The organism is Rhizobium sp. ZPR4, assembly GCF_040215725.1.
Lineage (GTDB): Bacteria > Pseudomonadota > Alphaproteobacteria > Rhizobiales > Rhizobiaceae > Rhizobium > Rhizobium rhizogenes_D.
In genome coordinates this window covers 203,147-215,835 of sequence record NZ_CP157969.1, presented here as the reverse complement: position 1 = coordinate 215,835, position 12,689 = coordinate 203,147, and the positions used below count along the sequence as shown (strand labels likewise).

Below are 12,689 nucleotides of genomic sequence, written 5' to 3'. Positions count from 1 at the left end.
TACCGACATCACTTTTCTGGAGATTTTGGCGACCAAAGGATGGTTTCGGACGTCTTCTCATAGGCCATGCCCCCGGGATAGCTGATGACCTCCAATTGTAGGCCCCAGGGTGACTGGAAATAGAGAATGCTCTGTCCGGCATTCGGTCCCTCACCAATGGGGAGCGGCCCGAGGCGGGTCGCGATGCCCTGTGCATCGAGGTAGGCCTTGGCTGCTTGAATGTCTTCGACATAAAGACCGACATGGAAGGCGCCGATGTCGCTGTTCTTTTGCTCAAGGCGACGTTGGTCCGGTGCCTCATATTCGAAGAGCTCCAGATTGGAGCCATGACCGATGCGGATAAGAGCGGCGCGCCTGATGCGGGCACGCGGATGAGTGCCGAGCGCCTGCTGCATGAAATCGCCTTCGTCATCGCCGATCGGGCCGAACGTATAGGCATGTTTGCAGCCGAGTATCCGGACAAAGAAATCCAGCGCCTCGTCGAGATCGGGAACGGTGATGCCCGTATGGTCCTGACCCAGGAGGCCAGGCAACCCCAAGCTTGCTGCTTTTGTCATGCGAGTCTCCCCTTCAATACTCCCAGGGCGAACCGCCGCTTGTGTGGTTCTCTGAGCCTGGCCGTGCGTTCACCACTATCTTCTACCGAAAGCCTCGGTTCGCAAGTCACGCGATCGATGTTGGTTGTGGAGAGCTTACCCTATGTCCGAAGCCGGCCGAACGAGGCTGCCGTCGACACCTCGGGACACTCTGTCGCAGGGAGCGAAGCATTGCCGATTGCCGCAATGGCCGGCATACGGTTAGAACAGGCATTTGCTTGGGGGAGCGAAAACGGTGGCAGTCGATTTCAATTCGGAACTTCACGCGCGGCCATCGATCTATTTTTCGGGTCCGGCGCTCGTCGAGCATATAGCCCTGTCGGGCACATCACCCTCGATCTCCGATCTGAGCCACCGCGTTGTCGTTGCCGAGGACGCAATCGAAGGCCCTCGAACGCAGGTCGAGTTTCACACCGAATTCGTCACCGTCACCCGGGTTACGCCTCTTGAGGCCGATCCTTCGATCTGGCCCACGGGTTCCCTGTCGATTGATGAGGCGGCGCGGCTCGCCGGCCTGATCGATTGGTCGTTCATTTGCCGATTGGAAGTTCTCATTTGCGGATCGGCGCCGAGCGAACTCGGCCCCCTTCTTTCGGCGCTCCAATTCGGTGACACGGCGGCATCCACGATTGGCGGCGGAGCGGCACTCGTTTGCTCGGATTTTCGCGTCGGGGACGACGGCACCAGCCGCACGATCCTCTTCAATCACGATCTCAATGCATATCGGCTCGGCCGCATGGTTCGCAGGGTCTATGAAATCGAGACCTATCGCGTCATGGCGCTTTTGGGCTTCCCGGAGGCGCGGAGGCTTGGCCCGGTTCTTGGCGGCTACGACCGAAAGCTTGTCGAATTGACCAATCGCCATGTGTCGACCTCTGCCGAAGACCACAAGCGACTGCTCGATGAGATTTCTCAGCTTTCCGCGGAGGTAATCTCAGCGGCGGCGCAGACGCGCAATCGTTTTGGCGCAACCGCCGCCTATGCCAAAATCGTCGAGGAACGCATTGCCGAGCTGCGCGAGACCCATGTCCCGGGTTTTCAGCGTTTCGGCGTGTTCGTCGCGCGCCGTTTCAAACCGGCGGTCAGAAGTTGCGAGGCGACAGCATTGCGCCTTGAACAACTGTCGCATGCGACCATGCATCTGATCGACTTGCTCCAGACCCGTATTCAGGTGGAGATCGAGGTCCAGAACGCCGCTCAGATCCAGGCCATGGCCGATCGCGCTGAAACCCAGGTCAAAATTCAGCGGGCGGTCGAAGGTCTTTCGATCATTGCCATCAGCTACTACCTTCTGAGCCTGATCAAAGTCGCGTTCGAGACGGCAGATCATGCCGGCCTTCATATCAATCCGATCTATATGCTGATCTCCATTCCCGTGGTGATCGGAGCGGTTGCCCTTGCGATCCTGAGGGTTAGGCACGCGCTGAAATCCTGACGTCTTTCGAACACAGAGCGCGCAGTAACCGCCGCCAGCACCAGCACGAATACGAAATCCCATGCGCCTGGCGACCCGCCAAGCGCGCCATGCCGACATGACCTCACTTGGCCGTCAGTCTTGGAAGGTTCACTTATAATTGTAATGAAACAATATACAGATTGACATGATCCATTGTCTCTTTCACGCTGATGTCATGAACATCCAGCGCGAGAAAGAGATAGAAATCATGATGACGCCGGTTGCATCATCGGCAAGAGACCGGTGCGCGCCATGACAATGATGGTAACGCCGCCGGATGTAGAAGCGGCGCGGCGACGCATTGCTTCCTATGTGCTGCGCACGCCGTTGCGGTTCTCGCAAGCCTTGTCTCAGCGAATGGGCGTTCCGATCCATCTCAAGCTGGAAAACCATCAGCACACGGGCAGTTTCAAACTTCGCGGCGCCACCAATGCGCTTTTGTGCCTGGATGAAGAGGCACGTTCGCGCGGGCTGGTGACAGCCTCCACTGGCAATCACGGCAGGGCCGTTGCCCATGCCGCCAAGGCGATGGGCGCGCGCGCAACCATCTGTCTGTCCGCGCTTGTTCCGGCCAACAAGATCGAAGCCATCCGACACCTCGGGGCCGACATCCGTATTGTCGGACACTCGCAGGATGATGCGATGCTGGAGGTCGAGCGTCTCGTCCGTGATGAGGCCATGTGTTTCATTCCGCCCTTTGACGATGCCGATGTCATTGCCGGCCAGGGCACGCTCGGGCTCGAGGTCGCTGACGATCTGCCGGAAACGCTGCTTGTTTTCGTGCCGCTGTCGGGCGGGGGGCTGGCCTCCGGTGTTGCGGCCGCGATCAAAAGCCGTCGGCCCGCCGCCAAGGTGGTCGGCGTGTCGATGGAGCGCGGCGCGGCGATGGCGGCAAGCCTTGCGGCCGGTCGTCCGACGGATGTGCAGGAGGTGGAGACCCTCGCGGATTCGCTCGGTGGCGGCATTGGGCTCGACAACCGCCTGACGTTCCGAATGTGCAGGGCGCTTCTCGATGATGTGATCCTGCTCAGCGAAGAGGAGATAGCCGCTGGCATCCGCCATGCCGCCTTGATCGAGGGCATGACCGTCGAGGGGGCGGGTGCCGTCGGGATAGCGGCCCTGCTTGCTGGCAAGGTCAAACCCGCTGGCCCAATGGTTGTCATCATTTCCGGAGGCAATATCGATCCGGCGACCCATCGGGCCATCGTCAATGGTCATGAGAGGGGAGTGGTGCCATGACGCGCGTGCTGATCCTGACGGAAACCGATCTTCGCAAGGTCGTTCGGCTCGATAACGATACCGTCGACTGCATCGAACAGGCCTTTGCGGCGCTGGCGACGAAGACGGTGGAAATGCCGCCGATTATGCGGCTCGATATCCCTGCCCATCGCGGCGAGGTCGATGTGAAGACGGCCTATGTGCCTGATCTCGATAGCTTCGCGATCAAGGTCAGCCCCGGCTTTTTCAATAATCCATCGCTTGGCCTGCCAAGCACCAACGGGCTGATGATGCTCCTGTCGGCCCACACCGGCCTCGTCGAGGCGCTTTTGCTCGACAACGGTTATCTGACGGATGTACGCACCGCCGCGGCGGGGGCCGTCGCCGCACGTCATCTGTCCCGGCCGGATGCCCGGATCGCCGCAATTCTCGGGGCGGGCATGCAGGCCCGCCTGCAATTGCGCGCGCTCACGCTGGTGCGGCCGATCGAGGCTGCGCGGATCTGGGCGCGGGATCTGGCAAAGGCCGAAAAGCTTGCGAGTGAAATGACGGCCGAACTCGGCTTTCCCGTCTCGGCGGTGGCGGATGTCGAAGAGGCCTGCCGTGGCGCCGATATCATCGTCACCACGACGCCCTCGGAAAAACCGATTCTCGATGCCGCCTGGCTGCAGCCGGGCCAGCACATCACCGCCATGGGATCGGACGCCGAGCACAAGAACGAGATCCAACCCGCCGCGATTTCGAAAGCAACGCCTTACGTCGCCGACAGTCTCAGACAGACACGGCGGCTGGGCGAGCTTCGTCATGCGATTGCCGCGGGGCTTGTGAGCGAGACGGCAGACTTTCCCGAACTCGGCGCCATCGTTGCGGGGCAGGCGGCAGGTCGCCGGTCGCCCGAGGCGATCACACTTTGCGATCTGACCGGGACGGGCGTCCAGGATACCGCCATTGCCACGCTTGCCCATCGCCGTGCCGTCTTGGCCGGCGCCGGGCAGGCGATCGAAACGACAAAAGCATCAGGAGACCCAGCGTGAGCGAACCGACCCTCAATTTCACCCGCGCCGAATATGCCGAGCGGCTCGAAAAGACGCGCCGCGCCATGGAAAAGGCCGGTGTCGATCTCGTCATCGTCACCGATCCGTCCAACATGCATTGGCTCACCGGCTATGACGGCTGGTCCTTCTACGTGCATCAATGCGTACTGGTGCCAGGCGCCGGCGAACCGATCTGGTACGGGCGCGGGCAGGATGCCAATGGCGCCAAGCGCACGGCCTATCTCGCCCATGACAACATCGTCGGCTACCCGGATCACTATGTGCAGTCCAACGAGCGCCATCCGATGGATCTGCTCTCGAAGATCATCGAGGAACGCGGCTGGGCCAATGCCTCGATCGCCGTCGAAATGGACAATTACTGGTTCACCGCGGCAGCCTACGCCTCGCTCGTCAAGCATCTGCCGAATGCCCGCTTCAAGGATGCGAAAGGGCTCGTGAACTGGCAGCGCGCCGTCAAGAGCAAGACCGAGCTCGACTATATGCGCAAGGCCGGCCGCATCGTCGAGGTCATGCACCAGCGGATCGTCGAGAAGGTTGCGCCGGGAATCCGCAAGTCCGATCTGGTCGCTGAAATCTATGATGCCGGTATTCGCGGCGTCGACGGTTTCGGGGGGGACTATGCGGCAATCGTCCCGCTGCTGCCGTCGGGTGCCGATGCTTCTGCCCCGCATCTGACGTGGGACGACAAGCCGATGAAAAGCGGCGAAGGCACCTTCTTCGAGATCGCCGGCTGCTATCGCCGCTATCATTGCCCGCTGTCGCGAACGGTCTTCCTCGGCAAGCCGACGCAGGCCTTTCTCGATGCGGAGAAGGCGACGCTCGAGGGTATGGAGGCGGGCCTTGCCGCCGCCAAGCCCGGCAATGTCTGCGAAGATATCGCCAACGCCTTTTTCGCGGTTCTGAAGAAATACGGGATCGTCAAGGATAATCGCACCGGCTACCCGATCGGTCTTTCCTATCCGCCTGACTGGGGCGAACGGACCATGAGCCTGCGCCCCGGCGATCGCACCGAACTCAAGCCCGGCATGACCTTCCACTTCATGACCGGCCTCTGGCTGGAAGATATGGGCATGGAAATCACCGAGAGCATCGTCATCACCGAGACTGGCGTCGAATGCCTCTCCAATGTTCCCCGGCGTCTGGTCGTGAAGTGATTGCCTGAGATGAACAGCATGAGCCTATCCATACGCCCATCGCCGATCACGCCGACTGTCGACTTCGATCGGGACGGCATCCAGCACGGCCATCTGCGACTGCCCTGGTCGCGCGATGATTCCGCCTGGGGGTCGATCATGATCCCTATCTGCGTCATCAGGAATGGCGAGGGGCCGACGGCGCTTTTGACCGGTGCCAACCATGGCGACGAATATGAGGGTCCCGTTGCCCTGTTCGATCTCGCCCGCGCGCTTGCGCCTGAGGACATCAAGGGAAGGGTCATCATCATACCCGCGATGAATTACCCTGCCTTTCAGGTGGCGACGCGCACGTCTCCGATCGACAAGGGCAACCTCAATCGGAGTTTTCCAGGGCGGCCCGATGGCAGCGTGACCGAGAAGATCGCCGATTACTTTACCCGTCACCTGCTGCCGCTTGCCGATATTGTCCTCGATTTTCATTCGGGTGGCCGAACGCTTGATTTTCTGCCCTTCGCGGCAGCTCACGCCTTGCCGGACAAGGGCCAGGAGAAAGCCTGTTTCGATGCGGTCACTGCGTTTTCCGCGCCCTATTCCATGCGGATGATCGAGATCGATGCCGTCGGCATGTACGACACGACGGCGGAGGAGATGGGCAAGGTCTTTGTGACGACCGAGCTTTCGGGCGGTGGAACCATATCGGCGCGCACGGCTTCCATTGCCAAGCGCGGCGTTTTGAACGTCCTGAAGCATGCGGGAATTGCCTCGGGTGCACCGGAGATCGAGGCGACGCAATGGCTCGATATGCCGTCGTCGGATTGCTTCGTCTTTGCCGAGGCGGACGGGCTTTTCGAGCCGCTCAAGGATCTGGGTGATGCGGTCATGCGAGGAGAAATCATCGCCCGCATCCATCCGATCGGTCGCACGGGATCCGAGCCCTTTGAGTATCGGGCGGCGCTGGATGGTGTTCTCGCCGCACGCCATTTCCCCGGTTTGATCAAGACCGGGGATTGTCTGGCCGTCGTCGCGACCTTGACGGAAGGCCCCTGAATTGCCGCGCCGCGACAGCGCGGCGCGGATCACCACCCCGTTACGGCAAAGATCCGGAAAACCGGACGGCCGATAGCGGAATCCAACCACAGAGGAGTGAACCATGAGAACGAATTTTTACCGCAGTGTCGCCGCCGTGGGTCTTGCGATGGGCCTTGCCGCATCCGCCCATGCGGCCAGCCTCGAGCAGATCAAGAAGGATGGCTACATCCGTGGCGCCAGCGCCAATGAAGTTCCCTATAGCTTCATGGACGAGAGTGGTGCGGCCAAGGGGATCGGCCCCGATGTTGCCGCCGCCGTCCTGAAGTCGATGGGTGTCAAGGAAGTCGACTGGACCGTGACGCCGTTCGGGTCGCTGATCCCCGGCTTGAAGGCCAAGCGCTTCGATTTCGTTGCCGCCGAGCAGAATATTCTGCCGGAGCGCTGCAAGCAGGTGCAGTTCACCACGCCGAACTCCAGCTATGGCGAGGGGCTGCTGGTGCCGAAGGGCAATCCGAAAAAACTACATTCCTATGAGGACATCAAGAAGGACCCATCGCTGAAAGTCGCGATCGTATCGGGTGCCGATCAGCTTGATTTCTTCCACGGTCTTGGCATTCCGGATTCCCAGATCGTCATGATCCAGGCGAATGCGGACGCGCTGTCGACGATCCAGACCGGCCGTGCCGACGCCTATGCGGCGACCGAGCTGACCGTCGCCAAGCTCGTTCAGGGCAGCACCAATGTCGAGCACGCGGAACCCTTCACCGACCCGGTCATCAACGGAAAATCCGTCAGAAGCTATGGTGGTTTCGATTTCCGACCCGAGGACAAGGAGCTCTACAAGGCGTTCAACACCGCGCTTGAAGCCTTCAAGAAGACGGACGACTACAAGAAGATCCTGATGTCCTATGGTCTGAGCGCCGAGAGCGTCGAGGCAGCACGCACGAAGAGCACCGAAGACCTTTGTGCGGGCAAGTGAGCCCATCGACAGTCGAGAACCATCTGGCGGCCGTCTCCGTGTCGGTCGTCAGGTCGTTCGGCCCCTCCCATAATGGAACGGAGGTGACCTGAAAAATGAGTTGGACACATTATCTGCCGGCATTGCTGAAGGGGGCTGAAGTGACGGCGATCATCGCCATCGCCTCGATGCTGCTCGGTGCGGTACTGGCCTTCGCAGCCGGTCTCGCGCGTTTTGCCGGAGGGCGGCTGCTCTCCGCAATCGCGGTCGTCTATATCGAGATCTTTCGCGGCACCTCGCTGCTGGTGCAGCTCTTCTGGCTTTACTACGCGCTGCCGCTGATCGGGATCTCCTTCGATCCCATCACGACAGGCATCGCCGGTCTGGCGCTCAACATAGGTGCCTATGGCGCGGAAGTGGTGCGCGGCGCGCTGCAGGCGGTTCCAGATACCCAGCATGAGGCGGCGCGAGCCCTGAATTTCGGTCAGGGCCAGACGCTCTTCCACATCGTCCTGCCGCAGGCCGTCGTCGAAATGATGCCGGCTTTCGGCAATCTTGCCGTCCAGAATCTGAAGGACACAGCTTTGGTGTCGCTTATTTCGATCAGCGATCTGACCTTCCAGGCGCAGCAATTGCGCAACATCACGCTCGACAGCGTAACGATCTATTCGCTGACGCTGATTGGATATTTCATCATGGCGCTCATTCTGGTTGCCTTCATGCGCTGGCTGGAGATGATCCTTGGCCGCGGTGTCGCCTTCCCGGGGAGGGCGCCGGCATGATGTATGGCTTCACCTGGGATACGTCGACGACGATCTCCTTCGCATGGTCGATCCTGCCGATCCTCGGCATCGGCCTGATCGTCACACTGGAGGCGGCAGCGGCCGGTTTCGCGATCGCGCTCGTTCTCGGCCTCGTCTTCGCCTTGCTCAGGCGCAGCCGCTTTGTCGCAATCTCGTGGCCGACAGCCTTCGTCATCGAGTTCCTGCGCGATACGCCGCTGCTCGTGCAGCTCTTTTTCCTCTATTACGTCCTGCCGATCTACGGCATCACGTTGCCGGCCTTCCTGACGGGTGCGCTGGCGCTCGGTCTGCAATATTCGGCCTATACGTCGGAAGTCTATCGCGGAGGTCTCGATGCGGTGCCGCGCGGGCAATGGGAAGCTGCAACGGCGCTCAATCTAAGCCACGGCCGCACCTATTGGGATATCATCATCCCGCAGGCGATCCCCCGCATCATACCGGCCATGGGTAACTATCTCGTCTCCATGCTCAAGGAGACACCGGTGCTCTCCGTCGTCACGGTCGTCGACATGCTCAACCTCGCCAATCTCATCGGGGATCGGACATTCGAGTATCTGGTGCCGCTTTCCCTCGTTGGCCTGATCTTCCTCATCCTCACGCTCGTCTGCTCGGCGGCCATTCACTGGCTCGAAAAGGCGCTGCCGAAAAACGGAATTGCTCTCAAATGACGCAACCACTGATCCGCTTTCAAGACGTGACCAAGCGCTACGGCCACCTCACCGTGCTCGATAATTTCTGCTTCGATGTTGCCCCCGGCGAGAAGGTGACGTTGATCGGCCCTTCCGGGTCGGGGAAATCGACGGTCCTGCGTATCCTGATGACGCTCGAGCCATTCCAGGAAGGAACCCTGCATCTCGCCGGCATGTCCTATCACCAGGATAATGGCCGGGGCCGGTTCCTCGCCAGCGAGGCGCATCTGCGCCAGATCCGCACCCATGTCGGCATGGTCTTCCAGAGCTTCAATCTGTTTCCGCACATGACCGTGTTGCGCAACGTCGTCGAGGCACCGATCCGTGTGCTCGGCCTTGGGCGGGCGGAAGCCGAGTGCCGTGCGGTCGATCTCTTGCGCATGGTCGGGCTGTCGGAGAAGAAGGATCATTATCCAAGCCAGCTTTCCGGCGGCCAGCAACAGCGCGTGGCGATCGCCCGCGCCCTTGCCATGCGTCCGCGCGTGCTGCTGTTCGACGAGCCGACATCGGCGCTCGATCCGCAGCTGGTCGGCGAGGTACTCGGCGTCATCCGTAATCTTGCCCACGAACACGATCTGACCATGCTGCTCGTCACGCATGAAATGCGCTTCGCCCGCGAAGTCTCCGACCGGGTCTGCTTCTTCGACAAGGGCCGCATTTGCGAGCAGGGCAAGCCGGAGGAGATTTTCAGTGCGCCTAAGGAAGAGCGCACGAAGGAGTTTCTGGGTTCTATCCTCTGATGCGCCGAGGCGTGAAACCAAAACGTTTCCGCCGCTGTTTTAGACGATCGAACCCACATCGAAGACGGGTGGCAGTTGCTCGAAGGTGCCGCGAACGGTTTCGAGCGCCGAGCGAAGCGCGGAGTGAGACAGGCGACCGCCAAGGCATATGCGAATGCCGCCGGCCGGCCGCTCCCCGCCTGCAACGAACGGATCGGACGGCGTGACCGCGACACCCTTGCGGGCAAGCGCGCGCACAAGACCTTCCTCCGTCCAACGCTCTGGAACCGAAAGCCAGGCGCAAAGCGACAGGGGGTGGCTGCCCGCGACGAACGGCGCCAGTACATCGGAGACGATCGCCTGCCGAGCTTCCGCTTCCGTTCGCTGGACGGCAATCAGGGCTTGCGCCGTTCCATCCAGCACCCAGCGTGACGCCATTTCGGCGACAACATTGGTAGCGCTCCATCCGGTAACACGCAGGATCGAGGCCGCGCGGATCGAATAGTGCGCCGGGACGACGAGATAGCCGATACGCAAGCCCGTCATGACCGATTTCGTGAAGCTGGTCACGAAGAAGCCGAGCTCGGGGATGAGATCCGCCATGGAGGGAAGGGGATCGCGCAGCATTGGCTTGTAGACCTCGTCCTCGATGACCAAGATGCCGTGCCGGCGGGCTATCTCGGCGATCGCGCGCCGGCGCTCGGCCCCCATGACGTGGCTGGTTGGATTGCCGAGCGAGGAGACGATGACCAGCGCCGAGACGTCGCCAATGGCGCAGGCGGCCTCGAAGGCGTCCGGCAGGATGCCTTCATGATCTGTCGGAAGGCCGCGCAGGGTGAAACCGAGAACATTGGCAAGGCCGATGATGCCGTGATCGGTCAGGTTTTCGGTCAGGACCACCTCACCCGGTCGAACGACCGAGGCGACGGCAAGGAAGAGGCCGTGCGCGGCGCCGTTCGTGATGAGGATGCGATCGGGATCGGCCTTCACCGACAGACCTGAGAGCCAGACCTGCGCTGCGGCCCGATGGGCATCGAGGCCGGCGATCGGCCGGCAGGGCCGCATGAAGCTGCTGTTGTCGCTTTCGGCAAGCGCCTGCATGAGCTCGCGGGCCGATCGCTCATGCGCCTCGGTGTAGACGGCCCGGATGATGGAGAGATCGGCGCTGCCGCTCGGGTCGCGATCGAGCATGAAGCTGTCAGCGCGTTCGGTGACGCGGCTGCGCACGAAGGTGCCGCGCCCGACCTCGCCGCGTAGATAGCCGCGGCGCTCCGCTTCCTTGTAGCTCAGGCTCACGGTCTGGACCGAAATTCCCAGAGCATGGGCGAGATCGCGATGCGTCGGCATCTGCGCGTGAACCGGCAGGATGCCATCATCGATGTCGGCGATGATCTTGTCGGTGAGCAGCTTGTGCTTGGTCACGCCCTTCCGGTGCTGAAGGACGGGTTTCCAGGCACCATTGTCCTGGTCTTTTGAATCATGACGATACATGGATTGGTCCGGTACAATTATGGAATCCATGTACACCATTCGGCACCGGATGGCGACGACCGAATGCGATGGCGCGGCCCATTGTCAACAACGGGCCGCGCCATCATCGCGTAGAACGGAGGGAATTACCCCGGCAAGGGCTGGATCAACGCTTCGAAAGCACGCTTTCGATCGCACCGGCAGCCGCCTTGACGACGGTATCAGCTTCCTCGCGCGTCAGGCAGAGCGGCGGTGCAAAGCCGAGGATGTCTCCTTGCGGCATGGCCCGACCGATGACGCCGCGCTCGAGTAGCGCAGCCGCCACCTGCGGGCCGATCTTCTGCGCGGGGTCGAAGAATTTGCGGTCGTCCTTGTCCTCGACGAATTCGATGGCTGCCATCAACCCATCGCCGCGGACCTCGCCGACATGCTTGTGGTGGCCGATGGCCTTGGCAAGTTCGGAGCGGAAATAGGCGCCGGTCTCGCTGGCGTTTTGGATGATGCCAAGTTCATCGACCAGTTCGAGATTGGCGATGCCGGCAGCCGCGCAGATCGGATGGGCGGAATAGGTCCAGCCGTGACCTATGGCACCAAGCTGGTCGGATCCTTGGACAAGCACCTGCCACATCTTGTCGGAGACGATGCTGCCCGAAAGCGGCGTATAGGCCGATGTCAGGCCCTTGGCGATGGTAATCAGGTCCGGCCTCATGCCGTAGTGATCGGAGCCGAACATCGTGCCCAAACGACCAAAGCCGGTGACGACCTCGTCGGCAATGAGCAGGATGTCGTATTTGTCGAGAACGGCCTGGATCTTCTGCCAGTAGGTCTTCGGCGGCGGAACGATGCCGCCGGTGCCGAGGATGGGTTCGCCGATGAAGGCTGCGACCGTCTCCGGACCTTCGGCGAGGATCATTTCTTCCAGTCTGTCGGCGCAATGTTGCGCGAACTGCTCCTCATCCATCGACCGGTCGGCCCGGTGGAAGAAGTAGGGGGCTTCGGTATGAAGAATGGGCGCGCGGGGCAGGTCGAAGGCCTTGTGGAAGAGTTCCAGTCCGGTGAGGCTTCCCGTCATGACGCCGGAACCATGATAGCCGCGCCAGCGCGAGATGATCTTCTTCTTCTCCGGACGGCCGAGAATATTGTTGTAGTACCAGATGAGTTTGATGTTGGTCTCGTTGGCATCGGAACCGGAAAGGCCGAAATAGACGCGGCTCATGCCTTCGGGCGCGCGGTCGATGATCATCTTCGAAAGCGTGATCGAGGCTTCCGTGCCGTGGCCGACATAGGCGTGGTAATAAGCGAGGTTCTTTGCCTGCTCGGCGATCGCATCGGCGATCTTCTGGCGGCCATAGCCGACATTGACGCAGTAAAGGCCGGCAAAGGCGTCCAGGCTCTTCTTGCCGTTGGTATCGGTGATGTAGACGCCTTCGGCGCCGGCGATGACGCGGGTCGGGGTTTCGCCGCGCGCATGCATTCCCATATGGGTCGAGGGGTGGAAGAAATGGTCCCGGTCCCAGGCGTTCAGTTCGTTGCGCTTGTCCAACATATTATGGTTCCTTC

Annotated in this window: 12 protein-coding genes; 9 read left to right on the top strand and 3 right to left on the bottom strand. The window is 61.2% G+C overall.

Annotated features, from left to right (window positions below; translation table 11 throughout):
* Positions 1 to 8 precede the first annotated feature (8 nt).
* Positions 9 to 557: a VOC family protein gene (locus tag ABOK31_RS28865; RefSeq protein ID WP_174172534.1), complete on the bottom strand. Its 549-nt coding sequence runs from the start codon at positions 555 to 557 to the stop codon at positions 9 to 11.
* A 274-nt stretch (positions 558 to 831) separates the two neighbouring features.
* Between ABOK31_RS28865 and ABOK31_RS28860 the strand changes: the two genes are divergently transcribed.
* The 9 genes from ABOK31_RS28860 (at position 832) to ehuA (ending at position 9,680) form a co-directional block, all read left to right on the top strand.
* Complete coding sequence (locus ABOK31_RS28860; protein WP_349962302.1) at positions 832 to 2,031, top strand: DUF3422 domain-containing protein; 1,200 nt, start codon at positions 832 to 834, stop codon at positions 2,029 to 2,031.
* Positions 2,032 to 2,304: 273 nt separating this feature from the next.
* Entirely contained in the window at positions 2,305 to 3,291 is a 987-nt protein-coding gene (eutB, locus tag ABOK31_RS28855; protein WP_349962301.1) for a hydroxyectoine utilization dehydratase EutB, read from the top strand.
* Entirely contained in the window at positions 3,288 to 4,304 is a 1,017-nt protein-coding gene (eutC, locus tag ABOK31_RS28850; RefSeq protein WP_349962300.1) for an ectoine utilization protein EutC, read from the top strand. Before eutB ends, eutC begins: the two co-directional genes overlap by 4 nt.
* The gene (gene doeA, locus ABOK31_RS28845; protein ID WP_349962299.1) at positions 4,301 to 5,479 is read left to right on the top strand and encodes an ectoine hydrolase DoeA; all 1,179 of its coding nucleotides are present in this window, start codon (positions 4,301 to 4,303) and stop codon (positions 5,477 to 5,479) included. The genes eutC and doeA overlap by 4 nt, the downstream gene beginning before the upstream one ends.
* Positions 5,480 to 5,488: 9 nt before the next feature.
* Positions 5,489 to 6,508 carry a N(2)-acetyl-L-2,4-diaminobutanoate deacetylase DoeB gene (gene doeB / locus ABOK31_RS28840; protein WP_349962298.1) on the top strand — a complete coding sequence of 340 codons (1,020 nt, stop codon included), beginning with the start codon at positions 5,489 to 5,491 and terminating at the stop codon, positions 6,506 to 6,508.
* A 103-nt stretch (positions 6,509 to 6,611) separates the two neighbouring features.
* Entirely contained in the window at positions 6,612 to 7,469 is an 858-nt protein-coding gene (gene ehuB / locus ABOK31_RS28835; RefSeq protein WP_174172529.1) for an ectoine/hydroxyectoine ABC transporter substrate-binding protein EhuB, read from the top strand.
* A 95-nt stretch (positions 7,470 to 7,564) separates the two neighbouring features.
* Positions 7,565 to 8,230: an ectoine/hydroxyectoine ABC transporter permease subunit EhuC gene (gene ehuC, locus ABOK31_RS28830; protein ID WP_349962297.1), complete on the top strand. Its 666-nt coding sequence runs from the start codon at positions 7,565 to 7,567 to the stop codon at positions 8,228 to 8,230.
* Positions 8,227 to 8,919, top strand: a complete 693-nt coding sequence (gene ehuD / locus ABOK31_RS28825; RefSeq protein WP_349962296.1) for an ectoine/hydroxyectoine ABC transporter permease subunit EhuD — start codon at positions 8,227 to 8,229, stop codon at positions 8,917 to 8,919. The genes ehuC and ehuD overlap by 4 nt, the downstream gene beginning before the upstream one ends.
* Positions 8,916 to 9,680, top strand: a complete 765-nt coding sequence (gene ehuA / locus ABOK31_RS28820; RefSeq protein WP_349962295.1) for an ectoine/hydroxyectoine ABC transporter ATP-binding protein EhuA — start codon at positions 8,916 to 8,918, stop codon at positions 9,678 to 9,680. The genes ehuD and ehuA overlap by 4 nt, the downstream gene beginning before the upstream one ends.
* A gap of 39 nt (positions 9,681 to 9,719) precedes the next feature.
* On the opposite strand, the gene ABOK31_RS28815 is transcribed toward ehuA, so the two are convergent.
* Both ABOK31_RS28815 and ABOK31_RS28810 read right to left on the bottom strand, forming a co-directional pair.
* On the bottom strand, positions 9,720 to 11,150 hold the full coding sequence (locus ABOK31_RS28815; protein ID WP_349962797.1) for a PLP-dependent aminotransferase family protein: 1,431 nt from the start codon (positions 11,148 to 11,150) through the stop codon (positions 9,720 to 9,722).
* Between the two features lie 145 nt (positions 11,151 to 11,295).
* Entirely contained in the window at positions 11,296 to 12,675 is a 1,380-nt protein-coding gene (locus ABOK31_RS28810) for an aspartate aminotransferase family protein (RefSeq protein ID WP_349962294.1), read from the bottom strand.
* Positions 12,676 to 12,689: the final 14 nt, after the last annotated feature.

What these genes read in the sequence shown, in the direction of transcription:
- ABOK31_RS28865 (WP_174172534.1), bottom strand. Translation starts at nt 557, where the DNA reads ATGACAAAAGCAGCAAGCTTGGGGTTGCCTGGCCTCCTGGGTCAGGAC.
- eutB (WP_349962301.1), top strand. Translation starts at nt 2,305, where the DNA reads ATGACAATGATGGTAACGCCGCCGGATGTAGAAGCGGCGCGGCGACGC.
- eutC (WP_349962300.1), top strand. Translation starts at nt 3,288, where the DNA reads ATGACGCGCGTGCTGATCCTGACGGAAACCGATCTTCGCAAGGTCGTT.
- doeB (WP_349962298.1), top strand. Translation starts at nt 5,489, where the DNA reads ATGAACAGCATGAGCCTATCCATACGCCCATCGCCGATCACGCCGACT.
- ehuB (WP_174172529.1), top strand. Translation starts at nt 6,612, where the DNA reads ATGAGAACGAATTTTTACCGCAGTGTCGCCGCCGTGGGTCTTGCGATG.
- ehuC (WP_349962297.1), top strand. Translation starts at nt 7,565, where the DNA reads ATGAGTTGGACACATTATCTGCCGGCATTGCTGAAGGGGGCTGAAGTG.
- ehuD (WP_349962296.1), top strand. Translation starts at nt 8,227, where the DNA reads ATGATGTATGGCTTCACCTGGGATACGTCGACGACGATCTCCTTCGCA.
- ehuA (WP_349962295.1), top strand. Translation starts at nt 8,916, where the DNA reads ATGACGCAACCACTGATCCGCTTTCAAGACGTGACCAAGCGCTACGGC.
- ABOK31_RS28815 (WP_349962797.1), bottom strand. Translation starts at nt 11,150, where the DNA reads ATGTATCGTCATGATTCAAAAGACCAGGACAATGGTGCCTGGAAACCC.
- ABOK31_RS28810 (WP_349962294.1), bottom strand. Translation starts at nt 12,675, where the DNA reads ATGTTGGACAAGCGCAACGAACTGAACGCCTGGGACCGGGACCATTTC.